The 26,447-nt window shown below is 55.7% G+C and carries 33 protein-coding genes; 8 read left to right on the forward strand and 25 right to left on the reverse strand.

All coding sequences use genetic code 11. The features are described from left to right. Positions 1-13 precede the first annotated feature (13 nt). The 7 genes from ACN0XZ_RS18110 to ACN0XZ_RS18140 form a co-directional block, all read right to left on the reverse strand. Positions 14-595, reverse strand: coding sequence for a hypothetical protein (locus tag ACN0XZ_RS18110; protein WP_417459223.1), 582 nt, complete (start codon positions 593-595; stop codon positions 14-16). Beyond that, positions 592-3,732 (reverse strand): phage tail protein, encoded by a 3,141-nt coding sequence (locus tag ACN0XZ_RS18115; RefSeq protein ID WP_417459224.1) that lies wholly within the window; start codon positions 3,730-3,732, stop codon positions 592-594. The genes ACN0XZ_RS18110 and ACN0XZ_RS18115 overlap by 4 nt, the downstream gene beginning before the upstream one ends. Continuing rightward, the gene (locus ACN0XZ_RS18120; RefSeq protein WP_417459225.1) at positions 3,733-4,290 is read right to left on the reverse strand and encodes a hypothetical protein; all 558 of its coding nucleotides are present in this window, start codon (positions 4,288-4,290) and stop codon (positions 3,733-3,735) included. It lies immediately after the preceding gene. Beyond that, positions 4,290-4,772: a hypothetical protein gene (locus tag ACN0XZ_RS18125; protein WP_417459226.1), complete on the reverse strand. Its 483-nt coding sequence runs from the start codon at positions 4,770-4,772 to the stop codon at positions 4,290-4,292. Before ACN0XZ_RS18125 ends, ACN0XZ_RS18120 begins: the two co-directional genes overlap by 1 nt. Positions 4,773-4,787: 15 nt before the next feature. Next, positions 4,788-5,678: a hypothetical protein gene (locus tag ACN0XZ_RS18130; protein WP_417459227.1), complete on the reverse strand. Its 891-nt coding sequence runs from the start codon at positions 5,676-5,678 to the stop codon at positions 4,788-4,790. A gap of 220 nt (positions 5,679-5,898) precedes the next feature. Beyond that, on the reverse strand, positions 5,899-6,246 hold the full coding sequence (locus ACN0XZ_RS18135; protein WP_417459228.1) for a GTA-gp10 family protein: 348 nt from the start codon (positions 6,244-6,246) through the stop codon (positions 5,899-5,901). A 10-nt stretch (positions 6,247-6,256) separates the two neighbouring features. Next, complete coding sequence (locus ACN0XZ_RS18140; protein WP_417459229.1) at positions 6,257-6,673, reverse strand: phage major tail protein, TP901-1 family; 417 nt, start codon at positions 6,671-6,673, stop codon at positions 6,257-6,259. Between the two features lie 102 nt (positions 6,674-6,775). Here ACN0XZ_RS18140 and ACN0XZ_RS18145 point away from each other — a divergent pair, with 102 nt between their 5' ends. Then, positions 6,776-7,105, forward strand: coding sequence for a hypothetical protein (locus ACN0XZ_RS18145; RefSeq protein WP_417459230.1), 330 nt, complete (start codon positions 6,776-6,778; stop codon positions 7,103-7,105). Here the strand turns inward: ACN0XZ_RS18145 and ACN0XZ_RS18150 are convergent. From ACN0XZ_RS18150 to ACN0XZ_RS18195, 10 genes are all read right to left on the reverse strand, one after another. Next, the gene (locus tag ACN0XZ_RS18150) at positions 7,102-7,524 is read right to left on the reverse strand and encodes a DUF3168 domain-containing protein (protein WP_417459231.1); all 423 of its coding nucleotides are present in this window, start codon (positions 7,522-7,524) and stop codon (positions 7,102-7,104) included. The genes ACN0XZ_RS18145 and ACN0XZ_RS18150 overlap by 4 nt on opposite strands. Positions 7,525-7,542: 18 nt before the next feature. Next, on the reverse strand, positions 7,543-7,869 hold the full coding sequence (locus ACN0XZ_RS18155; protein ID WP_417459232.1) for a hypothetical protein: 327 nt from the start codon (positions 7,867-7,869) through the stop codon (positions 7,543-7,545). After that, positions 7,866-8,426: a head-tail connector protein gene (locus tag ACN0XZ_RS18160; protein ID WP_417459233.1), complete on the reverse strand. Its 561-nt coding sequence runs from the start codon at positions 8,424-8,426 to the stop codon at positions 7,866-7,868. Before ACN0XZ_RS18160 ends, ACN0XZ_RS18155 begins: the two co-directional genes overlap by 4 nt. A gap of 1 nt (position 8,427) precedes the next feature. Then, positions 8,428-8,709 carry a hypothetical protein gene (locus ACN0XZ_RS18165; protein WP_417459234.1) on the reverse strand — a complete coding sequence of 94 codons (282 nt, stop codon included), beginning with the start codon at positions 8,707-8,709 and terminating at the stop codon, positions 8,428-8,430. 33 nt (positions 8,710-8,742) lie between these two features. Beyond that, positions 8,743-9,201, reverse strand: a complete 459-nt coding sequence (locus tag ACN0XZ_RS18170; protein ID WP_417459235.1) for a hypothetical protein — start codon at positions 9,199-9,201, stop codon at positions 8,743-8,745. Next, positions 9,201-9,422 carry a hypothetical protein gene (locus ACN0XZ_RS18175; RefSeq protein WP_417459236.1) on the reverse strand — a complete coding sequence of 74 codons (222 nt, stop codon included), beginning with the start codon at positions 9,420-9,422 and terminating at the stop codon, positions 9,201-9,203. The genes ACN0XZ_RS18170 and ACN0XZ_RS18175 overlap by 1 nt, the downstream gene beginning before the upstream one ends. A 70-nt stretch (positions 9,423-9,492) precedes the next feature. Beyond that, the gene (locus ACN0XZ_RS18180) at positions 9,493-9,675 is read right to left on the reverse strand and encodes a hypothetical protein (protein ID WP_417459237.1); all 183 of its coding nucleotides are present in this window, start codon (positions 9,673-9,675) and stop codon (positions 9,493-9,495) included. 106 nt (positions 9,676-9,781) lie between these two features. Further along, positions 9,782-12,733, reverse strand: a complete 2,952-nt coding sequence (locus tag ACN0XZ_RS18185) for a hypothetical protein (protein WP_417459238.1) — start codon at positions 12,731-12,733, stop codon at positions 9,782-9,784. Between the two features lie 87 nt (positions 12,734-12,820). Further along, positions 12,821-13,948 (reverse strand): phage major capsid protein, encoded by a 1,128-nt coding sequence (locus ACN0XZ_RS18190; protein WP_417459239.1) that lies wholly within the window; start codon positions 13,946-13,948, stop codon positions 12,821-12,823. A 181-nt stretch (positions 13,949-14,129) separates the two neighbouring features. Then, positions 14,130-14,450, reverse strand: coding sequence for a ubiquitin-like domain-containing protein (locus tag ACN0XZ_RS18195; protein WP_417459240.1), 321 nt, complete (start codon positions 14,448-14,450; stop codon positions 14,130-14,132). A gap of 165 nt (positions 14,451-14,615) precedes the next feature. On the opposite strand from ACN0XZ_RS18195, the gene ACN0XZ_RS18200 reads away from it, so the two are divergent. Continuing rightward, positions 14,616-14,972 carry a hypothetical protein gene (locus tag ACN0XZ_RS18200; RefSeq protein ID WP_417459241.1) on the forward strand — a complete coding sequence of 119 codons (357 nt, stop codon included), beginning with the start codon at positions 14,616-14,618 and terminating at the stop codon, positions 14,970-14,972. A 32-nt stretch (positions 14,973-15,004) separates the two neighbouring features. Further along, a complete protein-coding gene (locus ACN0XZ_RS18205) occupies positions 15,005-15,730 on the forward strand; it encodes a hypothetical protein (RefSeq protein ID WP_417459242.1) in 726 nt (241 codons plus the stop codon). On the opposite strand, the gene ACN0XZ_RS18210 is transcribed toward ACN0XZ_RS18205, so the two are convergent. Next, positions 15,717-16,379, reverse strand: coding sequence for a hypothetical protein (locus ACN0XZ_RS18210; protein ID WP_417459243.1), 663 nt, complete (start codon positions 16,377-16,379; stop codon positions 15,717-15,719). The genes ACN0XZ_RS18205 and ACN0XZ_RS18210 overlap by 14 nt on opposite strands. A gap of 137 nt (positions 16,380-16,516) precedes the next feature. On the opposite strand from ACN0XZ_RS18210, the gene ACN0XZ_RS18215 reads away from it, so the two are divergent. Then, complete coding sequence (locus tag ACN0XZ_RS18215) at positions 16,517-17,290, forward strand: hypothetical protein (protein WP_417459244.1); 774 nt, start codon at positions 16,517-16,519, stop codon at positions 17,288-17,290. Between the two features lies 1 nt (position 17,291). Here ACN0XZ_RS18215 and ACN0XZ_RS18220 read toward each other — a convergent pair whose 3' ends face one another. Continuing rightward, positions 17,292-17,816 (reverse strand): hypothetical protein, encoded by a 525-nt coding sequence (locus ACN0XZ_RS18220; protein WP_417459245.1) that lies wholly within the window; start codon positions 17,814-17,816, stop codon positions 17,292-17,294. Between the two features lie 216 nt (positions 17,817-18,032). Between ACN0XZ_RS18220 and ACN0XZ_RS18225 the strand changes: the two genes are divergently transcribed. From ACN0XZ_RS18225 to ACN0XZ_RS18235, 3 genes are all read left to right on the forward strand, one after another. Next, positions 18,033-18,692 (forward strand): hypothetical protein, encoded by a 660-nt coding sequence (locus ACN0XZ_RS18225; protein ID WP_417459246.1) that lies wholly within the window; start codon positions 18,033-18,035, stop codon positions 18,690-18,692. Between the two features lie 10 nt (positions 18,693-18,702). Next, positions 18,703-18,861, forward strand: a complete 159-nt coding sequence (locus ACN0XZ_RS18230) for a hypothetical protein (protein WP_417459247.1) — start codon at positions 18,703-18,705, stop codon at positions 18,859-18,861. Between the two features lie 113 nt (positions 18,862-18,974). Continuing rightward, positions 18,975-19,667, forward strand: coding sequence for a hypothetical protein (locus tag ACN0XZ_RS18235; protein ID WP_417459248.1), 693 nt, complete (start codon positions 18,975-18,977; stop codon positions 19,665-19,667). Positions 19,668-19,673: 6 nt separating this feature from the next. Here the strand turns inward: ACN0XZ_RS18235 and ACN0XZ_RS18240 are convergent, their stop codons facing one another. Continuing rightward, entirely contained in the window at positions 19,674-20,762 is a 1,089-nt protein-coding gene (locus ACN0XZ_RS18240) for an HK97 family phage prohead protease (RefSeq protein WP_417459249.1), read from the reverse strand. A gap of 51 nt (positions 20,763-20,813) precedes the next feature. On the opposite strand from ACN0XZ_RS18240, the gene ACN0XZ_RS18245 reads away from it, so the two are divergent. After that, complete coding sequence (locus tag ACN0XZ_RS18245) at positions 20,814-21,110, forward strand: hypothetical protein (protein WP_417459250.1); 297 nt, start codon at positions 20,814-20,816, stop codon at positions 21,108-21,110. A 33-nt stretch (positions 21,111-21,143) separates the two neighbouring features. On the opposite strand, the gene ACN0XZ_RS18250 is transcribed toward ACN0XZ_RS18245, so the two are convergent. The 5 genes from ACN0XZ_RS18250 to ACN0XZ_RS18270 form a co-directional block, all read right to left on the reverse strand. Further along, positions 21,144-21,575 carry a hypothetical protein gene (locus tag ACN0XZ_RS18250; protein ID WP_417459251.1) on the reverse strand — a complete coding sequence of 144 codons (432 nt, stop codon included), beginning with the start codon at positions 21,573-21,575 and terminating at the stop codon, positions 21,144-21,146. Positions 21,576-21,885: 310 nt separating this feature from the next. Beyond that, the gene (locus ACN0XZ_RS18255) at positions 21,886-23,073 is read right to left on the reverse strand and encodes a phage portal protein (RefSeq protein ID WP_417459252.1); all 1,188 of its coding nucleotides are present in this window, start codon (positions 23,071-23,073) and stop codon (positions 21,886-21,888) included. 3 nt (positions 23,074-23,076) lie between these two features. Next, positions 23,077-24,384, reverse strand: a complete 1,308-nt coding sequence (locus ACN0XZ_RS18260; RefSeq protein WP_417459253.1) for a DNA-packaging protein — start codon at positions 24,382-24,384, stop codon at positions 23,077-23,079. Then, positions 24,341-24,814: a terminase gene (locus ACN0XZ_RS18265; protein ID WP_417459254.1), complete on the reverse strand. Its 474-nt coding sequence runs from the start codon at positions 24,812-24,814 to the stop codon at positions 24,341-24,343. The genes ACN0XZ_RS18260 and ACN0XZ_RS18265 overlap by 44 nt, the downstream gene beginning before the upstream one ends. 210 nt (positions 24,815-25,024) lie before the next feature. Further along, positions 25,025-25,957, reverse strand: a complete 933-nt coding sequence (locus tag ACN0XZ_RS18270) for a TIGR02285 family protein (protein ID WP_417459255.1) — start codon at positions 25,955-25,957, stop codon at positions 25,025-25,027. Positions 25,958-26,447: the final 490 nt, after the last annotated feature.

Consider the following 26,447-nt stretch of genomic DNA (forward strand, 5'->3'; position numbering starts at 1 on the left):
CCTATATCTGAGGTTAGGGTGTGAGCGCGGGCCAGCTTGCCCCAGCCATCGCTGCATCAATGGCTATATGGTCAGGAGCGGCATCAATGGCCTGTTTGGTGGCAAGGCGCACAGCTTCAATTTCTGCCGCAATGGCTTTCCATTCATCTGCCTTGGCAACAACGGCGGCGGCAACCTCTTCAAGGGCATCGCCTGTTATACCAACCTCTGCGGCAAGAAGGGGATACCGGGCTGGGTCTGGCACGGGGTCGGTAGCGCACGCCCGGGCTTCAATCTCTTTCGCGAGATAAACCATCTCCTGCCCGTAACCGTGGCTTCCCACCCAGGAGCGCAGCTTGGCTGCTTTCCAGTCAATATGTGCTTTTGCCTCCCGCCGCTTCACGTTCATATCAACAGGCGGGGTGTAAGGGGTCACCACAGCGGGTGTCTGGGTCACGTCCACCATATGGGTGTCCGGCGACACAAGCGCCTCCCACGCCAGAGCATCACACCCTTCAGGCGGCTGCGCAATCGCGGCTGCTTCATCAGACATAAAACGCACACCATCGGGCGGTATCGAACCGGTGGCACTATCGTAGAATACAAGTTGTTTCATCGGCTGTTCTCAATCAGGGAAAATATGGCGGGTTCAAACGTTACCGAGCCGCTGCCATCGGTGATGGAGATTTTTAGCCCTACCGCCGCCGTATCGAGGGCCTCCGCCAAAGGATCAGGTCCGTCCGGCTGGTAGTAGAAAATCATTGGCCTTGGCTCAAACTGGTTACTCACAAAGAAACTGATCGTCTCGAGCGTGAGTTCGGCATCATCGGATAACCTACGCCGATAAAATTCGGCCGAGACCTGCTCCACCGTGCCAGAATTGCATTTGGCGCGGGGGTTCCACAGCAGTTGCATGCGCTGCCCACCAGTATGCGGGCGGTCCACAGTGCCGGATATCTTCCAGGTTTCAGTATTGGTGATTGTCTTGGTGCCACTATTGCCCCCTGAATACCAGGAAGCGCTGTTCAGCGCGATTTCTGCCTGTGTGACCTCATTCAGCGTCGCTAAAACGCCCATGCTGTCGGTCGCAGCCTTGGCTTCATTCAGCTTTGTGTTTGCTGTCGCATCAAGGTCCGCGAGCGTGCTGTCGCTCGTGATGTCCGTCACATCACGTTTGCCGATCACAATGCCTTCAATCTCGATCTGCAGGTTGGCTTTATTGGCTATATCAAACCGTATGCGTTTGATGGTGCTAGCGCGCCAATCGTCACCACCGGCTGTCAGCTCGTGCATATCGAAATACAGCACCTTGGTTTTACCCGGCTCAAACGTCACGCTGCTGCCATAACTTTTGTAGTGCGATGCGTCATAACCGTGCCCGGCTGTGGTGTAATAGATTTGCGGGTTGGCGGTGAACGTGGTGGCACCTGAGTTCGCAAGCACCACCCGCACCACTGAATATTGCCTGCCGTTTGCGTTCAGGTTGTTGGGCGACTGCATCTTGGGGTCGGTGGACGAATTACCGGTGAAATAAAGAAGCCCGCCTGAGGCTGAAATACTGCCTGAGCCGTCAGGCACGCTCCAGCCCTGCACGGTGTTATCTGCAAAACCCCAACGCAGCCCCTGCACCGAGACCACATGATATGTCTCGCCTGATACACCCTGTGGGCCTTGCGGCCCTTCCGGGCCCGGGTCACCTTGCGGGCCTTCCGGCCCTGCGGCCGCAAGCAGCGTCCAGAAGGCTGTGTTATCCGGCTCCACCCCCACAGCGCCGCTCAGGCTTTTGAATACATAGCTGCTGCCCTGATAGGTCACCACATCGCCGCGGCTGTAGGTGGTGAAATCATCATAAGCGCCGCGAAACTCGTTCCGTGTTGCGCCGTCCTCAATTTCATCAAGCTTGGACGGTGTGGCGGGCAGTTCAATGGTTTGCACCGCCTCTTCCGATTCCTGCCCGCGCTGGGTCCAGTAAGTGACCCGCACATCATAACTTAAACCGTCCACAAGGCTTGCGATGCGGGTGCTGAGGGTATCGCGCGGCAGATACTGCTGGCCGCTATAGGTGGCCTCACCCGCCTTGCGCCACTTGAGCTCATACCGGTCGATACCGATGGTCTCAATGGGTGCATCCCACCCAACATCAAGCCCGCTGATAACGCTGCCGTCCGCCTTGGCTTCATGGAAGCTGACAAGCTGCAGGTCTTCAAGCGCAGGCGGGTCCAGCCACAGGTCTGGCAAATCGCCGAGACTGTTGAGCGGTTCCTGCTCGGGCGTACCGCCCTCATAGACCGAGCTTTCATAAAGCAGGAGGTCAACACTCACCTCCAGAAATGCGGTCACAGAAACCTTTTCAACGATATATTTTTTGCCGTCAAAACCGCGTTCGGGGTAATCAATCGCGATCACGTCACCGGGTTCAAGCAGCATGGCTTTGCGTGCAAGCTTCAACCCTTCAATGCGGTGCGATACACGGCTTTTGCGCACCAAAAACTCCGCATACTCGCGGGCGCGGTAATAGTCCGTGATGGTCGCAAGCTTCACGTTGGTATGATTTTCCTTGCCTTGGTCCTGCGTCAGATAGCTCGCGTACTCAGGGCTATCCAGCTTGGGCCACGAAACCGCATCTTCTTCATAATCCTTGTTGGCGTTGGGGAACTCAACCGTCACCCGGGTGAGCATTCCGTCTCGTGCGCCGTGAAACGCCTTCCAGCCGCCAGTAATGTCACCCGCATCAATGGTCATGACCGGTGTTTCCACCACGTCCTCAATCACCAGCCGGTGTTTGCCGTTTGACCACGGCATGGACCAGCCAAACCCTTCAAGCAGGGTTTTGAGGTTTTTGATCACGCCCTTCTTGGGGTCAAGCACCGCATCCGCCAGCCACCGCTTTTGGGTCGTGGCCACCTGCTCATCCCGGTAGCCGGGAAAGGTGCTGGCGGGGTTCACGAACACAAACTCACCGGCATGGCGGTCCCAATACCGGCGGGGTGTGGGATCGGTATTGGTTATCACCGCCGGGATGGTGACCATCTCGTCGCATTTATTTGCGGCGGTGATGAAACTATCCATATCAATCTCATCTTCGCTTGCATGAAAGCCATATGGCGCCATGAGATAGTTGAGGATGACAAGCGCCCGATTGTTGGAGTATTGCCATGAGCTGGGGTCGCTGAAACTTTGCCCACCCTGCCGGGGGTCATAAAGCCTGAGGCCGCGCACCAGCGCCTTCACCTCAGGCTCCGCCGTGAACTGGGGTTTCTTTTCCGAATTGAAAAAACGGACCCAACTGTAAGCCACACCACGCCCACGGTGCGCTGATGTCCACACGTCTGACGCGGCAGAAAGCGCGGTCATTGCTGTCTGGCTTTCGCTGCCGTATTTGCTGAGCGCGCGGAAATAGGGCTTCTTCTTGAAGCGCTTCACGCCCTGCAGGTCGCCATCGATCCAGAAACGGTCAATCCCGGTTATCTCGCCCTGCCCCCATACATCAATCCGGTGCAGCCAGTCATAGTCCTTGCGCACTTCCTCGTCGTCAGACGAGTCCGGCAGGTAAGTATGGTCATACTGGCTCAAACTACCCGGCGGCGCATTATGGCGGGAGACAGTTTTATAAACCTTCACCGGCGTGACGCGCTGCCTGCCATAGATGATGGGCAAGCCTGCAACCGCAGATGCCTTTGATATCTTGATGCCCTGCGAGGCAGGTTTGGTGGGTAAGCCGAGAAGGCCGCCCAGAAATGAAAACAGGCCCATTTAAGCTTCCCCTCCCCACCCGATGTTGGATTTTTCCACATGCGCAAATTCAAAGAATTTATCGCCCGCGTAGCGGTCTTCCTGCGCGTCTGTGCTTGTGAGCCTGCCGGAGGTTTGGCTTGGTTTTGACCATGGGCTTGTGATCTGGATCTCAACCGAGGCGGTATCTTCCCCCTCATCTTCAGACCATGCGTGAACGGCCCCTTTATAGAGCCTGATCGCCTCATCACCGACCACGTCACCGTCCGCGCCGATCAGTATGAGCGATATCACGCACGGAATGCCCGTAAGTGCCACAAGGCGCAGTTGGTCAGCCAGCGTACGTTCCGCCCCCGATAACCGCATGGTATAGCTCTGGAGCTTGATATCCCGCTCCCGTACGATGGGTTGCAGGCTCAGGATATTGCCGAGGGAATGATAGGTATCACCCCCTACCACAAGATCAGTGCCGTGTGTGGTCCAGCGCCAGATGCCGCTGTCCATATCAATCAGCCACGCGAAGTCGATATGGTCACCCTCAAGGGCGGCCATAAGGGTTGAAGAGACATCCAGCATCATCAAACCCTTTCTATAAGGTCAAGCTCAAGCCTGATCAGGCCATCGGTGCCGAGGGTGATTTCCTGCACGTCGCGCGTTAAGGAGCATCTCATCTCCACCCCGCTCGTGAGCAATGTGCCCCCGCTCTGGCGCGCGGCGGGTATTACCTGCACGCTCGGCAATGTTTGCGTGATGATGTGCACCTTGCTGTCGTTGTCGAACATGGCGAAGTTACCGACCTTTAACCCGGCCTGGCCGGTGAGCTGGTCAAGCGGCACACGAAAGGTGCCGGACCGCCCGCGCTGATACTGAAGGAAGGCAATGAGCGCGCCTGCGTCCTTGCGGTGCATAGGGTGGTAAACCAGTGTCATTTCAAAAAACTGGCCACCATAGGCATTGGTTAAAATGCGGCCGCTCATGGCCTGGGTTGATTTGGTGCGTTGGTGCGGCCTGACCTTCACCGAAGCGGGCGCCGGGAAGGCCGGTAAAATATCTAAACTCATGAGGCTGGGGCTTTCTTATCGGCCGAAGGGCGCTTCCATGGCGTAATCTGCAAAGATGCCGCGGATCATGCTTTCAAGCGCACCGCGATTGCTGTGAACAGCATCGGGCTGCACATCGCCATTAAGCGTGAGGTTGATGTTGGGCGAGATCACCGGCGCGTGGGTTTGGTTGGTGACGGCACCCACACCACCCCGCCCGTTTTGCACATTCAGGAAGCTTGAGAGGTCAGCGTTCAAACGCCTGTCCACCACCCGCTCCCCTTTCTCAAGAAGGTAGGTGCCGGTTGACGGTATTTTATCAAGCCCATCGTGTGCCTGACCTTTCACCGCAGCCAGTTGCGCCGCGCCGGTGGCCGTGGCAAATGCAATGGCTGGCACATTGAGCGGAAAGGGCGCGGACGCCACAGCCTTCGAGATAGCCATGGCCGTATCTTTCACCACCTCGGCAATAGCAAACGCCTTCCGGATTTTGGAGAGCGCCTTGGAGCTTTTGATCGCATTGCCCACAATGCCCGCCCATGCTTTTGCATTGGCTTTTTCCCGGTCTTCTTCGCCTTTGATGGCTTCATCTGTCACAGAGCTTTGGGCAGCGCTTATTTTCGAGGTATCTGCCTCTGCGCCGGTAGTAAGCGATGCCTCACCTTCAGCCTTACCGGTGGTTTTATTCTCGCCCGTACCGGGGAAGATTTTACCAAAAAGCCCGCCAAACTCACCGCCAAGATCACCCGCAAGCGCCTTGAGAAAACTACCGATATCGCTTGTAGCTTTCAGTTCCCCCGAAACACCAGAGGTCGCAGCGGCAATCGTCTTGCTCGCTTTATTGATGGTGTTCATGGTGTCATTGAGGTCTTTCCGAAGGGTCTCCCCGACATCTACCTCAATCTTTGGTGCCTGTATTTGCATCACCTATACCTTTCTGCCAGTTCAAGGAACCGGGCGCGGTTCATCGGTTTTTCTGCCCTGGGTGCATCGGGGTTAATGCCGTGTGCGCGTTGCCAGCCCCGCATATGGATGCGCAGCTCCGGCAGCGTGGTTTTCATCACTCTATGCGGCCCCAGGCCCATCATGGTGCCTACCTCAAGAAGCTTGTGCCACTCGATCGCATCGTCTTCCTGCCCCCGACCTTTTAGCTGCTGCTCTCGCTCGGGGGCTTCGGCTTTCCCGGCTCTTGCGGCGCGAGGGTGGCTTCAAGGCAGCGGGAGATGGCGGTCGCGGCCTCACCAAGGCCCGCTTTCAGAAGCGCTTGGCCCGCACGTTTGCGGGCGGCTTCATCTGTGAAATCGCCACCTGTCATCGCGAGGTAAAGCGCCGCCATATCGCTCAGGCGAAACTGCTGTAAGCGCTCCGTCAGAAACGGGATCAGCCCCATACCAAAATGGTCTTCAAGGTCCATCATGGTGCCAATATCAAGCCGTAGGCGCACGGTGCGCGCACCTACTTGCAAGCTGGTTTCACCAGCAATCTTGCGGGCCATGCTGGGTGCCTTAGGCAAAGGTAATCGGGCCAGCGGATTCAAAGGTCATGCTGTAGCTTACCTCGCCCTCATCCGCCCCTGTGAGCTCAAGGCTCCCGATCGCAAACTTGCCGCCATAGGTGCCGTGGCCGGGCACAATAACGCGGCATTCCGGGTGTGTGGCCGCAAGCATATGGCCGTGGCAAAGTGCAAAAGCCGCATCAGACATAAACACGCCGCTTGCTGAACTGGTGAATGACCGAACACCACCACCTTCAAGCATCTCCTTGAAGCCGCCGCTGTCTTTGGAGGTAATATCAACGCCCTGGTTGCTGATTTTCATGTCATTGCTGGTGAAACCACCCACGAGGATGAAATTCTCGTCTTCAAACGCGGCGCTGCCGTCGTGAATTTTCAAAAGCAGTTCTTTGCCAAGCTGTGCTGTCATCGCATGGTTCCTTTAGCTGATGCGTTGCTGTTAAGTTTTTTTCGCGCGCCTGACCGGGCTGGTTTTGCTATAAAACCAGCTTGGGCACGGGAGAGTGTTGGGATGGAAAAACGGATAAGACTGATAGGTGTGGCGGTCTGCTTCGCGGCCATCACCAGCTTGAGCGGCACAGCGGCACCTGCGCCGGAGGCAACCGACAAGATCGCCATCACCGCCCGGTGCATTGACCAGATGAAAGCCTACCGCCAGGCCATTGGCTTTATTGCGGATCGGCTAGAGAAAAGCCCGCCTGCCCTCACCTACATGAGTGAGAACGGTAGTGAACTGACGCTCCAGAACCGCATCCACCGCACCATGCAGTATGAGCGGCGCGTGCTGGAAGCGGGCATGCAAGCTCGAGAGCGCACTTGCGCAAAAGCGCTGGTAAGCTAAAGCGCCACAGCATCCTCATAAGCCTTGATGCGGTAAGAAAGCCGGCCACGGTAAAGCATGCGCTCAGGGGTGATCTGCCGCACGATATTGGCCCCCACAAACGTCAGGGTACCGAAGCTGATATCGAGCACATCGGGGGTAAAGCTTTTCATCACCCGCTCCACCTCCGCCATCAGTTCCTTCACTTCCATCTGCCCGTGGTCTTCTGACCACAGCATGATATCAAATGATATCTGGCTGCAGTCGCGATCCTTAAGCGCCATGCCGTCTGCCCGGGTTTCACCGAATGTCAGATACGGCAAAGCGCTGCCGGTTGGCACCTCATCATAAATGCCTGCCAGAAGGGCCATTAGCGTGCTGTCATTTGTCAGGTGCGCATAAAGCGCTTCCTGCACTTTGTGGCAAACCAGTGCGGTCATGCTCGTTATCCTTATGGGTTATCGAATGGAAACGCCGTCAAACACCATGGTGCGGCGGTCCACACCTTCAAGCCGGAAGCCTTCAAGCCTGTATCGCACACCCTGCCACTCAGCAAACCGTGCGGCCTGAAAGGCGCCTTTATAGGCTGTGCGGAAGGTTGCCTTGCCACCAAGTGCGCGGGCTTCTGCGCGCTCGGTCACATTCAGGGTTTCGGCTTCAACTTCGGCCCACACATCAGCGATAATGGGGGTGGTGCGGTTTATGCGTCCGCCTGCACCCAAGGTGGAAGCTTCCCCCATCAGGGTAATACGGTGCCGCCGGGCGCCCAGGCTTCCGCCCGTCATAGCCGTACCTGCCGATAGGTAGAAACGAGCGCAGCCGCACCACTGGCTTTAAGGGCATTGGCGCCCTCGCCCATATCGCCGCGGTGAGTATAGAGATAAGTGACAAGCTGCAGGAGCGCTTGCCGTATCACAAGCGGCACGTCATTCCAGCTTTCGCCAAACCCGGCGCGGGCGGTAATCCTGATCTGATCCGGCCCTTCTGTGCTTGGGCCTGACAGGGAAACCTCAGGCGCGAGGCCGGGCCTGAAAGAAACAGCACTTAAAGGCACCGTTTGCCAGCTACCGTCCGCATCTTTCACGTCCACCGCGTCAAGGCTCATCACGGGCCGAATGGGTAACCGCTGAGGGGTATCTCGCGTGCCCCCACCATCAAGGAAGATATGCACGTCGCGCGCTATAAACGCGGCAGAGAGGTGAGCCTCCAGGCAGGCCGTAGCCGTTGCAACCATGGCCCCAAGGCCTGCGTCATCTTCACCGCCGTCAAGGCGCAGGTGATCTTTCACTTCATCAAGAAGAATGGCATCGCTTACGGGCGGGTTTATCACTTCAAATCGCATATCAGCGCTCCATCACATAAAGGCTGAGGCTGCGCTCACCCGTGCGGCCAGCATCGGTTTCAATGGTGCAGGTGAGCCGGTAACGAGCCCCTCGCACACCGCCCGAGACATGAACGCCGCGCACGCTGCCTGCCTCAACCACCGTGCCCAGGGTTGGTGCATCACTGCCTGCAGGCTCAACCGCCCAGGTCGTGCTTGTTATCTGTTCACTGCCGGTGAGCCAGGCGGCCCAGTCGAAGCTATAGTCCACCGTTGCGGACGGATCTTTGGCATGCACCGCCATGTGCGGGCCTCCTTTCATATGTGGGGATATGGATCAGGCAGCGCTTAGCGCTGTTATTTCAAACCAGCCGCTTGCGGGCGGGGTGAGGGAGAAGCACGCGCGCTGGCTTTCCACAGCACCACCACCGGGTGCGAGGTCAACAACGCCTATAAGACTGCTTGCGGCACCAAGCGCGGTCGCCACACCTTCAACCAGCACCATATAGCGCACTGGCGGCAGGTTTACCGGCTCGCCCCAGTTGAGGGCGTCGGTCATGAACTGTGCGGCGCCCGGTGCAGCCACAACGCGCACACCTGTGACCTGCAGGCGGGTATAGTCGCCGCCTGTCACTTCATGCGGCGAGATATCAGCCAACACGGTATGGCCGGCTTGATCTGGTACGTATGTACCGTTAAGCAAAAGTGCTGTGAGCCGCAGCGCAGGGAGGCGCAAGCTGCCAGCTGCGAAGCGGTGCAACGCTGTATCATAAAGGGTAAGGGGGCCTGTGATCATCAAACTATCTCCTGCCGGATATCAGCGACCACCACCGCGCTCACCGCAGGTTTTGCGTTCTCAATCTGGCGCACCTTGGCAAGGCCAGTCACTGCTTCCGCATCCATGTTGGCATTGCCAGCGATAACGAAGGTTTTTGCTGGGGCGCCCGAGGCGTCAACCGCCTTGATATAGTCACCCGAGAGGGGAGAGGCCGCGATGGCCGATGAAGCAAGCATCATGACTGCGCTCCTGATAGCAAAATTTGATAGTGGGTGCGGCGACCAACCAGCCGCCGCACCCCGTGAGATGTTAAACGTCAGCGTCGGTGGTTTCTGCGATGGCCTCGGCCGTATCTGCTTGCGCGATCGTGCTCAGCACGTTGAATACCTCAACATAAGCTGGCATCTCCGCGCCGGTTAGCTGGGCACGCTGCAAAAACTGAAGGGTAGCGGCGGCATGTTTGGGGGTGAGGGCCTGTTGGTCCTGTTTCATGAGTATATCCTCTGCAATAGACGGTTAAAAAAAGCGCGCCTGCACATTTGGCCAGGCGACGCTTTCTGGGAGAGTGACGACAGTTCTTTGCGAAGAGTGTGCGCCCTTAGGCCGCAGCACCCAAAGCGTCCACCCACTGGCTGCCGTCAGACCAGATGGGCTTCCCTAAAGTGGTATCAAACATGGTGGCACCTGCGCCAACAGTGGCCGCAGACGGGCGATTGCCGCTGGTCTCCGCAAGGCCCTTGATGACGCCGCTGGCCGTCAGTGCCCCAACACCCGACACGTCATTGCCTTGGAAACCCCAAGCACCCGCGCTTTCGTCCCAATGAAGAATCGGATTGGTGCCCGACCGAAACAGAATATCATTCGCGCTGGTATGGGCGGAGCCATAGAAAATAACGTTGCCGCCAGCACCGGGAGCATTGCCGCCCGCCAGCCTTAAATACTGAGAGTTTCCATCACGATAAATATCCGTACCTGAGAGGGTGACATTACCAATGTTGAACAAAGGGTTGTTCTGGAAATGCCAATATCCTGCGCTGTCGTCCCATTGAGCAACAACTATCGTACCTGACCTAAATCGGATATCATTTGCATCTGTTGGGTGGCTCTCGCCATGCAGCAATATATTTCCGCCGACTGTCTCATCAGACCCGGCAGACAATTGAAGTGTGCTTGTTGCAACTCCGCGAGATATTATTGGAGTTCCGGTTAAAATGTTGCCATTATAATTCCACCGATTTGCACTATTATCCCAAAGAGCACGAACGGATGTTCCCGATCTAAATGATATATCATTCGCGTTGGAATATTCATCACCATACAAAACAATGTTGCCACCTACGCCAGTATCGTCTCCACCACTCAAAACTAAGTATGTCGCCCCGTCGTTTCTAACGATAGAGTCTCCGTGCATGACAATATCATCACCGGCATGAATATCGCCCGCAAACTTTACAGTTCCAGCTCTTGCGTCATAACTGAGCCAAGCTGTCGAGCTTGCTCTAAGCTCCAGGTCATTCGCTCTTGTTACGTGGTTCTGCCCGAAGCCAAATATATTGGCACCTAAGTTATAAGCAGTACCTGCACTCCAACTCATGTCAGAGTTATCTACAGCCCTGTGAAAATATCGGCCCCTAAAGAGGTTTCCAGACACATCCCCAGCAAAAGTCGTCGTACCGTCTATCCTTACCGCATTATAAAACCTAAACAACGAAGCACTGGCGTCGTAGAACATGATGTTCGTGGAGCCTGACCGTAAAATTGTATCACCCGCATTTGTCGGGTGCGTGCTGCCGTAGAAAAAGATGTTCCCACCGTCGTTCGCGCTAGGGCCACCCGCGATAACCATCTGATCTGATGAAACTGATCTAAGAATACGGTCAACACCAAACGTGGCGGCAGTACCAGACAGAACAAGCGCATCCGTCCAAGAAATCGTGGCATCTGCGCTACCAGACGCGGTGGTGCGGAAATAATGGTTACCGGAAGAGCTAGCTAAATATTGTGCTGCCGCGCCGTCATTTCTGAGCTTGTAGGCTCCGTCGTAATACCAATTTGGACCCAAATATAGAGCATTCCCAGATACAGGAGCCATAATGGCCGCAGTCTGCCCAAGCTCCATCACGTCGAAGGCTGTATTCCAATCTGTGCGTGGCGTTCCGCCCACCCGAAAGCGTTTAGTTGAAGCAAGACCAACGTGGCTAGAGAAGCTGCTAATGCCCAAAGCGTCGTCCAATGTAAGGGATGTTGCAGACCCCGCCCTAATAAGCAAACGCTGCGCATTGGTGTTCGTCAGAACCCTTGCTTCATCAGTATCCCAGGAAAGAACACCACCAGCCTGCGTTGGATTCCAGTATATGGCACCATCATTCCTCACATAAAAGCGCCGGGAGCCAGTACCGTGAACCTCAAAGGCATCACCTTGAGACGCCCCACCAATCGAAAGACTAGCAGCACTCGCGTCGTAGCTAAGCCACGGCGTAACATCATTTCGCATCTCGAAATCACCAGCACGACTTGCGTGGTTGTTCGCATAGCCAATCATGTTCCAGCCAAGGCCAGTGCCTGTCGAACTCCCGATGCGGATGGTGCTGTTCTCTACCGTACGCAGAATGTTGGTGTCTGCGAGGCTGATTTGGCTCGAAAACGTTGCTGTACCAGCGCTTGCATCATAACTGAGCCAGGCGGCACCGCCCGCCAGCAAATCAGTGTCATTGGCCCTCGTCGCATGGGAGCCGCCGAAGAATTTTATAGCGCCTCCGTTTACCGTTGAAGATCCACCTGAAACCTCAAGGGTGTCGGTGGCAATACCCCGAACGATGTGATTACCAGGATATATTCGCCCTTTTGTGTAAAGGTCACCAGTGTCAGCGGTGAGGGACATAAGGCACTCTTCCGAACCATTTTCCCAGATAAATCCGTTAAGATTGAAATCCGGAATGCGGTGCCGAATATGGTGTGAGGTGCGCCCATCGAGAGATGCACAGGTAGTCCCTCCCGACAACGACCGACCAGAACCCGCCGTAGCGGTGTATATTCCGTATAATGGATTATCGGTATCCCACAGGAAAATGCCCTGCCCACTGCCACCATCCACCGTGTTCTGCACACTGATTTTGGCACCACTGTTCGCCACAAATTTGCCGTCCGCGCGGATCTCACCGCTTGGGTCAATGCTCAGGTAAACGGTGTCGTTTGCCTTGAAGGTAAGCGGCTCGTTTGTGCTGGTACCGATCTCGGAGCGCGTTAAAAACTCGGCCGTGGCCGTGCAAAACACACGCGCATTGCCGGAAAGCGAGATGGGCTCGGGCGCATCGCGGTCAAGCACACCTCCCACCAGCACCTCAAGCACGGTGGTGCGCTCAAGCGTATCCGCGTCCAACATCGTGCCGGTACCAATCTCGTAATTGTCTCCGTCCTCAATCACGTAGGAGACCACATCCCCAACCCCAAACGCATCGTTAAAACGCACATGCCCCGCAAGCGCACCCCCAAGGGTGATATCACCTGCACCAGATGTCGTTGTCAGTTCGCGCACACGGTTTGCCAGCATGGTTTGTCACTTTCAAATAGGGGGGGAGGGAAAGAAAAAACCGGGCGACAGCACCGCCCGGCCTGAGCTTTTGTGGGGGCGGAAGCCTTAAGCCGCCGCAAACTTCAGAAGTTTGAGCGCATCATCGTTTACGAGCGCGCCGCCAACACGCCGCGTGGCATAAAAATGCACATAAGGCTTGTTGGTGTATGGGTCTCTGAGCACGCGGGTGCCAGAGCGTTCAACGAGCGTATAGGCACGCTCAAAATTGCCAAACGCGATGGAAAGCGAGCCGGAGGCCACATCGGGCATGTCTTCCGCTTCCACCACCGGGTAACCGAGAAGTGTATCCGGCTGGCCTTCGCTCAGCCCCGCACGCCAGATGAAGTTACCGTCCGCATCCTTGAACTTGCGCACCATGGCAAGCGTTTTGGAATTCATCACAAAACGCGCGCCTGCCCGGTACCGGGCTGAAAGCGCATGCACAAGGTCAATGAGTATATCCGCCGGGTCACTGGCCGGGAAAGCACCGTCCGCACCGGTAATCACATGCTGCACCTCACCAAAAGTGCGGGCATCGTCATCGTCAGTAGACGTTGTGTAGGTGAGGAAACCTTTTGGCTTGTTGGTGCCGTTGCCGTTCACAATGGCCGCACCCTCTTGTGCCGCGAACTCTTCCGCCACTTCTTCATTGAGCCAGGCTTCCGCATCAAACTGCATGTCGTCAAGCGCGCGCTGGGTGGCGGCCGCATTGGCGTAAATTTCGCCCGGCTCAATCTCAACCTTTTCAAGGCTCGGGGTCGCGGTCTCAGTTCGTGCGCCGGTTTCACCCACCCAGCCGGAGGCCGTGCCGCCTGTGTTCACTAGCCGGCGGTAGTTACCACCATCAACGGTTTTCACCTTCACGATAGAGCGAAGCGGTGAGAGCACCCGCAGCTGTTTCTCGATCTCGTTATCGATCACCAGCGGCACGGCAACACCGCCGTCGCTATCTGAGCTGGTGGAAAGCGCTTTGCTCTCCAGCGCTTTCAGGCCGTCCATATCGCCTTTTTTCATGAAGCCCTGCAAAAAGGCCGATTTATGCTCAGCGGAATATTCTGGCGTGATGGTGCCTGCGCTACCGGGACGGCCCAGGCGGGTTTCAAGGCCGTCAAGGCGCGAGCGCACCTCCATCAGGCCCATCTCCGCCGTGTCGGTATAATCGTCAATGGCGGCTTTCAGATCGGTCATTTCCATGCCATCTGTCCTTTCAAATGTGGGGGTCGGGGAAGCCGGGGTTCATCCCCCGGCAAAGGGTGAAAGGCCGGGCCGCCTGCCTCACGCAAGCGATGGTCTCAGCCAATGAAAAACCCGCCCGGTCCCTGCGTCACACAGGCACCCGGCGGGTTAAAATTCGGATAAGTTGTTGGGTCAGTCGTCAGTTACACTGGGATGAATAACTAACAGCCTCTACCGTCACTTCGGAGGAAGACCGCACGCCAGCACCCTTGAGGGTCTTGTCTTCATCCAGCCTGCTGCCGCTGCGAAACAAGTCAAACTTGCCTTCATCCAGCCTGTATTTCCGGGCGATCATTTGCTTCAAGCCGCAGACAGACACGATTTTCACATCTTCCACGTCAATGCTCTCTCGCTTCTTGTCTGCTACTGTCACGTAAATGGTGTCCCGCGCCATGGCAGTCGGCGCAACCACCGCCGCCAGCAACGCACCACACAGCGCTTTTTTCATCATCTTGTTCATCCTCGTCCCCCTTCAGGTAATTGAATTTCATGCAACCTTGAAGGGTTATATTTACAAAGGATCGCGACGCTGTCACCCGCAATTTTCACTTTTTGTTCTCATGCTGTTCTGATAGCGTGCAAAAAACATCATGAGCACGATCCATGTGATAGGGAGACCACACCGATGAAAAAGCTCGCCCTTATCGGGGCCATGGCCCTCACCACCGTTTCGCTTCAAAGCGCCTTAGCGGAGGACGCGGGAACTGAGGCCGCACGTATTGCGGAACTTGAGCGGCAGGTCCGTGCGCTCAGCGTTGTGGTCAATAACCTGCGCGCGGAGATCGAGCTTCTCAAATCCGGCAGGGCATCGGTTCCGCAAATACCAGCCACAGGGCCTGAAAGCTGTGAAGCCCAGCTTATCGCGCTCAAGGAGCGGCGGGAAAAACTGGGCTCACTCGGATACGCGCCCAAACACCCGGATATGATGCAGCTTGAACACCAGGTCAACACGCTGAAGGCTGGGTGCGCCGCAGCGGGTTAGGCCCGCACGCACACAAGGTTGGGGGACAAATCATGAAAGCATTTCTGGGCGGTATGGTATTGGGCGGCTTCTTAGTCGGGGCCGTAAGCTATTACGGTATCATTGCACCAAGCAGCGAGATGACCGAAAAACTCATAAACGAAACACTCACCAAAGCGTTTGTCGATGATCGCCCAAGGGATGAGAGGATAACCGAGCTGCTCATTGATTCCGCGATTCTGTTTCCCAAACTTGATACGCCATACAAACATGAAGAACTCCTTGGTGAAGGCGTTATCGCTGCCCTCTATAAGATGACCCCGATGATGTCTCTGACCGCAGACATGATTGATGATCTCTGTGTATACTATGCCGGCCACACCTCAGGTGTAGACACAATCTCCATCGCGATAGACCTTAAAGATCCGGACTATTATCAGACCATGTATGATAAAGCTGGCATCTTCAACGGCGACGATGAACCACCCTTGGGTGCCTTCATGTTCTCTGGCATACGTCCTCTTACTCTCGGTCGTTTCGCCGCAGATGGAGGATATATAAAGAACACATCATCCCTGCAGCTACAACTGACAGAAAAGGACCTTTATACTTCTTTGGCCAAACTTCGCGAGACTAACCCAACCGGCACCATCAAACAGTGCGATGGCAATCCCATCTCAGATCCAGAGATATTGAAAGAGGTGTTGGAGGTTTTGGAAAGATGGGCCATAGAGCCATCCCCTTCTAAGATCGGTGAGCAAGAGGCTATGGACGATTAAAGTGCTGCGGCATGAGGGTTGCCGGGCATTTCATCTGTTCGTAGGACCGTACTTGCTTCCAGAATGCATCTTCCAGGTATTCCGCTGTCTCGCGGAGAGCAGGAATACGAATTGCCAGGCTCTCAACTTGGCCAAGTAGTTCCTCACCCTCGGCGCTAAGCGACTGCTTTGCCAACTCGAGAATAACGGAAAGCGTATCTCCGGCAAAACGGCCTACCTTCTGATATGACGATGCTGAGGCAATTTTTCGCACCCTTAAAATACGGCTTACCGCATTCAATTCCATCGCCAGACTTGTGAGATTATCAAGTAGCTCAAGCGTCAGGTTGGTCCTGTCAATCTGTGCGAGCCTCTTGCTTTTGGCCTGAGCGACTGCGACTGCTCGATCAAGATCAGCCCATGCGTTCCATTTGGACCTGTTGCCAGCACTAATCTCCCTTAGAAGTCCTTCGCAATCAATAGGATCGTGCCAGCCCTTGGTGCATGGCGCGCAATCTGTGCAGCCGTCTTTGCAACCGCCACGCACCTTCCCTTCAAGCGCCAGTTTGCGGCGCTTCAGTTCCTGCACAAGTGCAGTGATCTCCCCCGCATGGGGCTCATGGACCTTCCCCGCAGATGCATGGGAATAGCGGTTGGACATATATGTCATGAGATAACCTCTCTGGTGTTAACCTGATATCAGGCGGGGCGCTGTTCGCGTCACCGCCACATTTTGTGCCTTGCAAACCGTTCCCCTTTTGTTCATGGTAAGACCTGAAAACACGCATCGGTGGTGGGGGACAAATCATGAAAGCATTTCTGGGCGGTATCTTGTTAGGTGGCGTCGCCGTTGGGGCGGTGAGCTACTATATTCTTGAAGTACAAAAAGAAATGGCCGCGGAAGAGCTGAAATACGCTCAAGCCCAACTCGTTATCGCTCAATCTGCCATCCAGTATTTGCAGCAACCACCGGAGATGCAGGACGACCTGCCATCCCCACCGCCGGAACCCACCATCACGGTACGCACCATAGGCAATGATCCCATCCCCAACTTTATGGAAGATGGCCCGTTCCATTTTCAAACACCAACATTCACTGTACTTACCGCCAAACCGCTGCTTGAGGTAACACAAGAGACTGTGGAGCGCTTGTGCATCTTTGGCATGCGCACAAACCCCTCAAGCAGCACTTATGGTGATGCCCGCATATACGATGTTGCCATCTATCTAAAAGACGATTTCAAGCTGGACCGCTTACATGCCGCAGCCGGTACGTTCGAGGGCGATGGCCCCACATTGGCTTTTGTCATTGAAGGCACAAACACCGACGCAGTTTGGCAAAGCGGCCGGTTTAAGAATCCGACGAAACAATACAACAGCTTCGATCGAGAACGATACCCCGAGGCACCGGCGGACATTTACTTCACGCTCACCGGTGACGACACCAGGGTAAACCTGAAAAGGCTGCAAAGCCTTACACCCAGTAGGGAAGTAACTGTATGCGAAGGCGCAGATGTTGAGATTGATAATCTAACCAGAGATCTTCTCAAATTTGACCCGTCAATGGAAAGCCAAAACTAAGTTAGCGAACAGGCGTTGCCTTCACTTTGAAGAGCGCCTCTCGCTGAGGCAGGGCATTTAGATTCATGTCCGCGTGCGGTAAATATTCAATGTCAAAATAAGTATTTCCATGAAGTACATTGACCGGGAATTTTTGTAGAAACTCTTTAACGTCCTCTAGGGTGAGATTCAGGAAGGCTGCGTTACCTAGTACGCCACGATCAATCACGCTTTCACGCTGCCCCGACGTACCGTCATAATATAAGCGTACCCGCCCTGTCCTGAATTGCGCGTTCTTACCCACACCAACCACTGTTGGCGTATATATATCGCACTTAAAGCGCGCGTACGAAGGCGCCTCTATCGAAAACTTCACCTTGCCCGGATAAACCGGAAGTAAGCGAACACCATTTCGTTTCTTTTCAGGCAGCAGCTTCACCGAACCAATCGCTGGTGTAGCGACATCCAGCACCCTTAAAATCTCCGATACACCGGGCGCTGCCCTTTTGCCCTCAAGCGCCAGCTTGCGGCGCTTCAGTTCCTGCACGAGTGCAGTGATCTCGCCCGCATGGGGCTCATGGGCCTTCCCCGCAGATGCATGGGAATACCGGTTGGGCATATATGTCATGAGATAACCTCTCTGGTGTAAACCTGATGTCAAGCGGGGCGCTGTTCACGTCACCGCCACATTTTGTGCCTTGCAAACCGTTCACCTTTTGTTCATGGTAAGGCCAGAAAACACGCATCGGTGGTGGGGGATACAATGAACAATATCAAGGTTGCGGTTCTGGCTGGCATCATTGGCGCGGTGACGCCACTGGCTCTTATTGGCCCGACGGGATATGCCATTACATCAAAAAGCTTGGTCGATGAACTTGAACAAAGAGCCTTCCAGGCACCGACCGACATTAAACTGACAGCCTTGGTTGAGCTTTATGGCGATGACCCTGTGTTCGATCGTTTCAGCCCCACGCTTTATACTATCAGTCCTGTTTTTGAATTCACGCCGGACGTTATTGAAAACATATGCGTCATCGGTGCAGGGCTCGATCAAAATGGCTCCGAATCCATGAGTTTAGCCATTAATTTGAAGGACTTGGAAAAATTCTCCATCCTTCTTGAGGATGAGGAACTGATCGGAGACGAGAACAATGCAGCAAGTCTCGGCTTCCTTCAACTCGCACATGGTTACAGCACCAGGGTTGCAAGGTTCAGGCACCCTCTTTCAGCTGGCAATGGCAATACACCCTTCTACGTTCAGGTGGCAGAACCTGACATGAGCACCTTGCTGCGTTCACTTGCTGAGTTAAACCCGGCGGATGAGATCGGCTTTTGCGATGAGGACGACCCACGCGGAGTTTCGATTTACGAACGCCGGAAACCTTTGCTGACCAAGATAAAGCTGCCACAGGATCAAAATTAAGGGACAAATCATGAAAGCATTTCTGGGTGGTGTTATACTGGGCGCAGGGGCGATTGTCCTATCCCAGGTATTTTTCCCATTTACACCCACCGCGCAAGCACAACAACTTTCTATGAAAGCTGTTGTCACAAGGATGAGTAAAGGCACAGCATATGGAACCTTGGCATAAACGTTTCAGCCCTTTCACAAGGGGCATGGCGAATGGAATTATTCTAACCATTCTGTTTTACGAGATTTTCATCCGCTAGCCGGTTGAATGGCACCAAAATTGGGGGACAAATCATGAAAGCATTTTTGGGCGGCCTTGCGGGTGTCGCAATTACCAGTATCGCCATTTGGGCAGTGGTTCCCGCACACCTGATATGGGCGGCATACTACCACCTTACCGACAATCCTGCCTCATATATGCAACATCCCGCTGTTCGAGGGCATTACACCTACGCACTTGGACAGGAATTCATCCAGGAAGGCGATACACCCTTGCAACGTGAGGAACTCCGTGTGGTGGAGCATCGTGTTGTCCAAGCTTTTGAACCCGATGACATTGCACGAGTTTGCCTGACACCTGTATGGCATCACCCCGGAAACTATCTCGCAAATTTTGAAGTTCAGGTGTTCCTGACACAGGAAGCACGCACTGAGCTTGCTGATAAGCTCACACCCTTCACTGGGCAGCATCTCTCGTTTCAGTATCGTGGCACCGACCTGGCACCCTTCATTCTTTCCGAAGAAAGACGAAAAGCTTTCCCCTCCGGCGCACACCGGATGGAGACACGGAATGATTTTGAGTTTGGTGTTTCGCCAGAGGCCAGCCTATCGGGTCTGATGTACGCTCATAACTTGGCAGGCCCCGGCAAACTGGAAATGTGCGCAGAAACGGATAGCTTCGATATGATCCCGTTCTACAACCAGTTCACAGATCAGCATGTAAAAGCATCTGTACATCGCCAGAACCAAAGTGCGGATCGAGAGTAATAAAACTTAAACCGATCGCGTGGTTACGATGCACCGCACCATCACGCCATTGCTGCCATTTGCGCCAACCCTAATCCGGGGCTCTTGCCAGCCATTGCCCGGAATGACCGCTTTTACTGTTCCGGGGCCTACCCCTTTGGCGTAGGTTTTGCCATTTTTCCCCGTATACTCAAGCTCTATTTGAAACGAGGTTTCTACGTTTGAGATCAAACTGCACGATGCAACCAGTTCATAGTCATCTTGAGTGGCACCTTGAAGCCCTAACGTTTGCCAAGGGCTCCAGCGGCTAACTACCGCCAACAACTGATAGCTCCCGACCGGAGGCCTCCCCTTCCCCTCAAGCGCCAGTTTGCGGCGCTTGAGCTCCTGCACCAGTGCGGTGATCTCATGGCTGTCTGCATGGTTGAAACCATCCGCACCAAAGCCCTTGGCGGTGATGGTGCGTGCCCGGGTGCGGGAGAAACCATAGTCCCGCAGGAAACGTTCAAACGCGCGCGGGTCATCCGGCAGGCTGGGCCCTGATGCGCCACCAACGGCAGATTTCACACTATGGGTGCGGGCAAGGTCGTTGGCGGGGAATGTCACGAGGGATACCTCCATCAGATCGGCTTTTGAAATTCTGCGGGTGCCGGTTGCGGCGTCGCGCGTGGCTTCGCGGGTGATAAACCCGATCGAAAGGCCATCAAGCGCGCCCATGCGCAACAGCTCATAGGCTTCTGCGCCGCGGCCCTGCATGCTCAGGCGGCCTTTCACATAAAGGCCCTTCTCGTCCTCACGCACCTCCTCAAACCGGCCAATGGGCGCTTTGGTATCGTGCTGCCACAACAAAACCGGCATGCGCGCTTTCAGGCTTTCCGCAAACGCGCCGGGCTCAACCACGTCACCGTCGCGGTCCACATTGCCAAAAATGGCGCCGTAGCCTTCAAAGGTGCCTGCCTCGCCCGCGGCGGTTTCGTCCCCGATTTTTGGGCCGGTTTTCACTTCAAGCGGCAGCAGCGCAATGCCCCGCGCATCAGATGCATGGTGGTTCATGGAATATTCCGTGTTTTGATTATGAAGGATGGCCGCAGCACGCGCGGGCTGGACATCAGCCACACCGCCTGCTACGCGACCAGAGGTAACAACCTGGGCTTAAAGGACAGCCGCATGCAAAAGCCTGACACCAGTATGATGGAAGCAGACCCCACAGCCCGTGAAGCGACTGAGCGCACCAGGCGGCGCGATATCTTCCGGTTTATTCTGGTGATCCTGTGCCTTGTGCTCGCGGCATTTCTGGCGTCGCTTGCGCTTGGCGTGTTGTCCGCAGGTGGTGCCATTATGGCGGAGCGCGGGCTAACGATGGACAGCGGCTTCAGCCGCTATGATGTGCTGAGCATCGGCGTATGGGCCTTGGTGCCCGCCTGCCTATATCTCGCCTTCCGGCTCCGCCCCGGCGGAGACTGAAGGCATAGCTCAACTGCTGATGATGTATAATGGTCAGGTCTTCGATAAATCACATTCTCGCTTAATACGGTCGATTTCACCGCCTCGCTTCTTCCAGAAGGCGATCCCCAATACCCAAGTGACGAGCCAGAAAACACCCGCGGCGACCTTACCGTATAAAAGTAGAGCCATATTTCCCGTAGTCAGTGGATCGCTATCTACGAATTCAATATTCAGGGAAATTAATAAAGACAGGAAGAATGAGCCGATCGAAAAACAGGCACTACTTATTACATTCCACGCTGTTAAATGCTCCATCTCTGATTCCATAATGCCATACACCGTAGGGTTCCTTTCCACGTAAAGCGGCTTGAAAGTCGACCCATCCTGAGCATTTTCAGAAGAATTCAGGTGCAACCTAGCGGCACCGGAGGGAGCAGTCGCTGCCTCAGCCACTAGATCCCTAGTGTCAGATTCTTCAGCCATCCTTGCCCCCTTCATCAAGTATTCCAATCACAACCGCATTGAAGTACTTAGTGTGACCACAATTTTCGCATACGATCATGATCTGGGGATATGACGGTCCTCCAATGGACACTCCACCGGCGCTAGCATTCATAGGTTGAACTACGTGGTCCCCAAGAGTCATTTTTTGACTGCCACACTCAGGGCATGAGCCAACGCGCGGTGCTTTCTCGTTCAGGAAATCAACTATTTTCTGCTTTTGCTTACCGTCTAACACTGCTTAATCCCCTACCTACACGAAGGGGGATCATCAATTAAATTCAGCCACCTGTCAATTATCAGGGCTGTCCACTACTACACCCTTTATGCCCAGCATTTTGCGTTTCTCGGCATCCGAGAGGAAAGCCGCGTTTGCGATGCGGTCAAAGCGCGCGGTGCGTTTGGCCTCAAGCGCGGGCACGTCTTCAAAATCTGGCTTCAGTGTAAGGCTCGCATCCCCAAACATGGGCACAAGCCAGTTGGTCAGTTCAGACGCGATCTCAAGGCACATGGGCACAACCGTGTCTTCCCACAGGCTTTGCCGCGCTTCGGTGTAGTTTGAATAGGTGGCGGCGTCCGGCAGGCCGAGCATTTGCGGCGGCACACCAAAGGCCGTGGCAATCTCGCGGGCAGACATGTTTTTGGCCGAAGCCCAATCCATATCCCTTGGGCTCATGCCCATGGCTTCCCACTTGAGCCCCCCTTCAAGCAGCAGCGGGCGGCCCGCATTTTTGCCGCCCGTATAGCGCCGCTCAACCTCGCCTTTAAGGGCATTAAACTGCTCTTCCGAAAGCGGGGCTTCGCCAGCCTCCTGATAGAGCACACCGGAGGGAGAACCCCCGTTCTGTATGAGCGCCAAATTCCAGCGGCTGCCTTCATTAAAAGCGTCCACGCTCATGGCCGCGGCCTCAAGCGGTGCCATGCCGTACCAGTCTGAAAGCGGGTTGAAAGTTTTCCAGTGCAGCACTGAACCCGCACCGTAGCGCTGCTTGCGCCCGGCAACATTCTGCTCAAACCCTGCGGGCAAACCGTCCGCCCCTTCAACCACCTGCACCGTGTCTGGCCGCATGAGCCAAAGCTCTTTCGGCGCACGGCCATCAGGCCCCACCGCCAGCGCATAAGCATTGCCTGCGATCAAGTGATAGCCCACAAAATTATAGAGGAAGTTTTCCCCCCGCACCCGTGGGTTGGGCCGCGCGAGAAGGGAGAGCACATCATGCTCGTCAATGCGCATGTCACCCCTGTAAAGGGCGAAGGGCACACTGGCGCACGCGCGCGCCACAAGGCCAACGGCGCGGTAGGCAATCACATTCTGCCGGTAGCCTTCCTCAGACAGGCTATCATACCGGCGCGGGGTGGCCACCGCCTGCCCCGGCCCAACACGGGCAAACACGGGCCGTGTGGTGGCTTTCACCTCATGGCCTACTTGCTCGTTTCGGTTTCGTAACAATTTATCCCAAAAGCCGGAAAATGAAGCCATTGCCTATAGTGTCCTTATTCGTGGTTGGGAGCGTGTGCCCAGCATCAGGTGCGTAAGCGCCCACACAAGCGCGTCCATCCTGTCAGGGCTTTTGCCGCCCTCACCGGTATAACTTGCAAGCTGGTCTTCAAGGGTGGGAAAGCTGCCCACATGGTGCACAAGGCCACGCTCATATAGGGCCGCGATGGGTTCCGCGCGGGTGCGTTTACCCCGGCTTGCATGCACACCGCGGATAGGCACAGTGCTATCCACCTGCGCGATCAGGTTGGTGACAAGCGCACCGCCCTGGTTAACCTCAACAATGATTTCGTCGGCCTCAAGCCGGTGGTAAAGTTTCACCGCACGCTGCGCCCATTCAAGCGGGCTAAGCCCCTGCATGGACGCATCCTCAAGCACAAAGCCGTGGCCTTTTTGCGCACTATCCGGTGCCGCGAGGCCAGCGGCGATGATGCCGCATTCATCCGCGTTTTCACCCACACTCACCGGTGGGTCAACCCCCACAACAATGCGCGCCATGGCCGGGGCTTCCACCCTGCGGCCATCATCCAGCACCTTGCGGGACCACAAGGCCCCGGGCACATCCTCGAGTATCTCCGCCATCAGCTCCTGCCGGCCAAGGCGGGTGCCGTCATACCGGCGGATCACCTCAGATGCGAACGTTGGCGCGAGGTTATCTAGGTTGTCATACGTTGAGCCGCGGGTGATATGCGCGCCCTCAAGCGCCATCAGGCTTTTAAGGAGCGCATGCGGTTTTGGCGTGGTTGTCACCACCGTGCGCGGGTTTATGCCAAGGCGCAGGCCAAATTGCAGCATATCCCATGTGGGCATGGCGTGCCGCCAGGCGCATAGCTCGTCACACCAGGCGCCGTCATGCTGGGGCCCACGAAGGCGTTCGGGTTCCTCCGCGCTATAGAGAAACGCTTGCGCGCCGTTTGGCCAGGTTAGCTTTTTCTTGGATGGTTCAAACGTGGGCCGCGCCCATGGGGGTGCGATAGCGAGAAGCCCGCTTTCCCCTTCCACCATCACCGCACGGGCATCATGAATTGTGGGGGCGATGAGCGCAATGCGGCGCATGGTGCCAGCTTCCGCGTGCAGACGCACCCACTCGGCACCTGTGCGGGTTTTGCCAAACCCGCGCCCGGCAAGGATAAGCCAGTGCCGCCAGCTGGTGGTTGGTTCAAGCTGGTTTTCCCGCGCCCAAAAGCGCCAGTCATAAAGAAGCTTTGCGGCTTCAAGCTCGCTCAGGCTTTCAATGAAACCTTTACGCTCAGTCGTGCTGATCGAGCGCAGCAAATTTGCTGAGTAATGCATCGCGCGCGCCTTTCAAATTATCGTCAGGGCTGTCGTCTTTTTTCGCCTTTTGCGTGGCGGTGCCGTAGCGCGCCGGGTCGCGCGCTTTCAGAAGAAACATCAAAAGCGTGTCTGAATGCTCAACCACCTCCGCCACCTTCTCCCCACCCCGGAAGATGGGTTTTCTGGTGCCCATGATGGCGCGGCGCACGGCCTCGCGCTCAATGGGATCGCCTTCGCTTGTGGCGGCGTCCCAAAGGGCTGCGAAGCGCAGGTCAAACTCCCGCCAGCGGTAGGGCGTTCGGCGGTCTGCACCGATGGCACGGCACGCCGCCGCCACGCTTTGGCCCCTGAAAAGCTGTTCAAGGAACTTGTTTTTGCGCTCATCCCGCTCACGGGACCGGAGCTCAGCGTCGCCCGCATGAGGCGCCGATTTCTCTTTGGCTGTCATGAAGGCTCCTGCACACCGGTGGGCGTGCCAGTTGGGGAAACATCGGGGAATTGAAAGTTGTTTCAGAGGCGCTGGTGGTGGGCCATCTAGCGGGGCGCCACGTTGTGGGCGCACATCACCAGCGAACTGTGATTACTATGCCAAAAAGCTAAATAGGGTGCAAGTTATTTTTACGTTTTTCGTAATTTATTTTCAAGAACGCCCAAAACCCTAGTTTCCGCCGCGCCGGGTTTCCGCCTCACTGCTGGGGGCATTGGGGCGGGCATCATGGCGGGCCATGATGGTGTCAAAATCTGCGCGGGCACCCTCGTCCAGCCATTCCCGGTAAAAGCGCCGGTGGGCAAGCCGCACGTCCGCCGCAATTTTGTTCACACTTTCAACCACACCCTCACCAAAGGCTGATTTGTTGCAGCCCACATAGTTCTGGAGGAACTCCGGCTCACCCGCGATTGGCAGGGTGAAGTAGCTGTCCCCCTCCCCCAGTTGGCGGAAACGGTAGGCGGCTTCAAAAGCGAAAGCGAAGCTATAGCTCACCCGCCCGCGGGAGATCAGCGCGCCAAGGCGGGGGTCCACCAGTTCAACCTTGCCGTCTGCGCGGGTTTTACCGGCCAGCAACTTGTTGATATTGCTGCTGTAATAGCGCCCACTGTCCACCCCATAGAGGAAATGCCCTTCATCGAGAAGGCGCGGCAGGTCAACCTCACCCGCCTCTGTCAGGAAGGGGGTGAACTCAGCGCGCTGGCTGTTGAGCGCAATGATACGGTTGGGCAGCACCTCGATCAGCGGTTCGGAGAAGATGGCATATTCCGCCCGCTCCGGCGTTTTGAAAAGCCCAAGGTGGCAGGCGTTCTCGCGGGTGCGCACCTCGTTGTGGATACGGGTGGGCGCGGTCAGCACCTTCATATGGTCATAGCCCGGCAGCTGCGCATGCAGGTAGGAAAGCGCCTTGTCGGCAAAGCCCTGGCCCGCGTCCTGCCCGGTGATGATATGGATGGGCGGGAAGTTCTGATAGTACCAGCGAATGACCGGGCGCTCGGCTTCCTCGTCCCCCTCCAGCGCGGCAGCACCGGCGAAGGCATAAAGCGGTAACAGAAACAGGGTGAGGAGGAGGCGGGCGCGGTGCAGCATGCTATTCAGGCTCATGGTCTTTTTTATATGCAAAGCGGGTCGCCATCTTGTGCGGCCCAATTGGCTTTGCATCTTCTCCCATGCTTTACCACGGCAGGGGCCAAATGCCTACGCCCGATAGTGGATAGTGTTATTGGGCAAGGCGAACATCGCACCGATTGCAAATTTCATCAGAATTTTCAGGTATATAGGCACATGAGAGAGTGGTGGGGCGGATAAAACACAAGCTTTTCTTGTCAAAATCGCGCCGTTTCACCCCAAGGCTGCACCCCAAACGACGCCAAACAAAAAAGAAAAGCCCGCCTCTGGATGTTAATCCTAGAGACGGGCCTATTCGGTCACTATGGCTAAACGCATGGTGCAATATGGGCAGGCGCGAAGCAAGTCTTTTTTTATTAATTTTTGAGATGTTTCGCTAAGCTCATGCAATAGCTGACCTTACGGAACGGAGTGAAGCAGAGCCAGCCGGGATCAGGCCATATCAACACTTATTCCGGTACTTCTT

The sequence above is a fragment of the Kordiimonas sp. genome (assembly GCF_048264555.1).
GTDB lineage: Bacteria > Pseudomonadota > Alphaproteobacteria > Sphingomonadales > Kordiimonadaceae > Kordiimonas.

Coding starts and splice junctions, on each gene's coding strand:
- ACN0XZ_RS18225 (WP_417459246.1), top strand. CDS start 18,033: ATGAACAATATCAAGGTTGCGGTTCTGGCTGGCATCATTGGCGCGGTG.
- ACN0XZ_RS18115 (WP_417459224.1), bottom strand. CDS start 3,732: ATGGGCCTGTTTTCATTTCTGGGCGGCCTTCTCGGCTTACCCACCAAA.
- ACN0XZ_RS18125 (WP_417459226.1), bottom strand. CDS start 4,772: ATGAGTTTAGATATTTTACCGGCCTTCCCGGCGCCCGCTTCGGTGAAG.
- ACN0XZ_RS18210 (WP_417459243.1), bottom strand. CDS start 16,379: ATGACATATATGTCCAACCGCTATTCCCATGCATCTGCGGGGAAGGTC.
- ACN0XZ_RS18245 (WP_417459250.1), top strand. CDS start 20,814: ATGCAAAAGCCTGACACCAGTATGATGGAAGCAGACCCCACAGCCCGT.
- ACN0XZ_RS18140 (WP_417459229.1), bottom strand. CDS start 6,673: ATGACAGCACAGCTTGGCAAAGAACTGCTTTTGAAAATTCACGACGGC.
- ACN0XZ_RS18250 (WP_417459251.1), bottom strand. CDS start 21,575: ATGGCTGAAGAATCTGACACTAGGGATCTAGTGGCTGAGGCAGCGACT.
- ACN0XZ_RS18200 (WP_417459241.1), top strand. CDS start 14,616: ATGAAAAAGCTCGCCCTTATCGGGGCCATGGCCCTCACCACCGTTTCG.
- ACN0XZ_RS18170 (WP_417459235.1), bottom strand. CDS start 9,201: ATGATCACAGGCCCCCTTACCCTTTATGATACAGCGTTGCACCGCTTC.
- ACN0XZ_RS18255 (WP_417459252.1), bottom strand. CDS start 23,073: ATGGCTTCATTTTCCGGCTTTTGGGATAAATTGTTACGAAACCGAAAC.
- ACN0XZ_RS18185 (WP_417459238.1), bottom strand. CDS start 12,733: ATGCTGGCAAACCGTGTGCGCGAACTGACAACGACATCTGGTGCAGGT.
- ACN0XZ_RS18150 (WP_417459231.1), bottom strand. CDS start 7,524: ATGACCGCACTGGTTTGCCACAAAGTGCAGGAAGCGCTTTATGCGCAC.
- ACN0XZ_RS18215 (WP_417459244.1), top strand. CDS start 16,517: ATGAAAGCATTTCTGGGCGGTATCTTGTTAGGTGGCGTCGCCGTTGGG.
- ACN0XZ_RS18260 (WP_417459253.1), bottom strand. CDS start 24,384: ATGCATTACTCAGCAAATTTGCTGCGCTCGATCAGCACGACTGAGCGT.
- ACN0XZ_RS18235 (WP_417459248.1), top strand. CDS start 18,975: ATGAAAGCATTTTTGGGCGGCCTTGCGGGTGTCGCAATTACCAGTATC.
- ACN0XZ_RS18110 (WP_417459223.1), bottom strand. CDS start 595: ATGAAACAACTTGTATTCTACGATAGTGCCACCGGTTCGATACCGCCC.
- ACN0XZ_RS18120 (WP_417459225.1), bottom strand. CDS start 4,290: ATGATGCTGGATGTCTCTTCAACCCTTATGGCCGCCCTTGAGGGTGAC.
- ACN0XZ_RS18205 (WP_417459242.1), top strand. CDS start 15,005: ATGAAAGCATTTCTGGGCGGTATGGTATTGGGCGGCTTCTTAGTCGGG.
- ACN0XZ_RS18270 (WP_417459255.1), bottom strand. CDS start 25,957: ATGAGCCTGAATAGCATGCTGCACCGCGCCCGCCTCCTCCTCACCCTG.
- ACN0XZ_RS18165 (WP_417459234.1), bottom strand. CDS start 8,709: ATGGCGGTGCATGCCAAAGATCCGTCCGCAACGGTGGACTATAGCTTC.
- ACN0XZ_RS18175 (WP_417459236.1), bottom strand. CDS start 9,422: ATGATGCTTGCTTCATCGGCCATCGCGGCCTCTCCCCTCTCGGGTGAC.
- ACN0XZ_RS18135 (WP_417459228.1), bottom strand. CDS start 6,246: ATGGCCCGCAAGATTGCTGGTGAAACCAGCTTGCAAGTAGGTGCGCGC.
- ACN0XZ_RS18180 (WP_417459237.1), bottom strand. CDS start 9,675: ATGAAACAGGACCAACAGGCCCTCACCCCCAAACATGCCGCCGCTACC.
- ACN0XZ_RS18265 (WP_417459254.1), bottom strand. CDS start 24,814: ATGACAGCCAAAGAGAAATCGGCGCCTCATGCGGGCGACGCTGAGCTC.
- ACN0XZ_RS18160 (WP_417459233.1), bottom strand. CDS start 8,426: ATGCGATTTGAAGTGATAAACCCGCCCGTAAGCGATGCCATTCTTCTT.
- ACN0XZ_RS18190 (WP_417459239.1), bottom strand. CDS start 13,948: ATGGAAATGACCGATCTGAAAGCCGCCATTGACGATTATACCGACACG.
- ACN0XZ_RS18145 (WP_417459230.1), top strand. CDS start 6,776: ATGGAAAAACGGATAAGACTGATAGGTGTGGCGGTCTGCTTCGCGGCC.
- ACN0XZ_RS18230 (WP_417459247.1), top strand. CDS start 18,703: ATGAAAGCATTTCTGGGTGGTGTTATACTGGGCGCAGGGGCGATTGTC.
- ACN0XZ_RS18155 (WP_417459232.1), bottom strand. CDS start 7,869: ATGACGGGCGGAAGCCTGGGCGCCCGGCGGCACCGTATTACCCTGATG.
- ACN0XZ_RS18195 (WP_417459240.1), bottom strand. CDS start 14,450: ATGAACAAGATGATGAAAAAAGCGCTGTGTGGTGCGTTGCTGGCGGCG.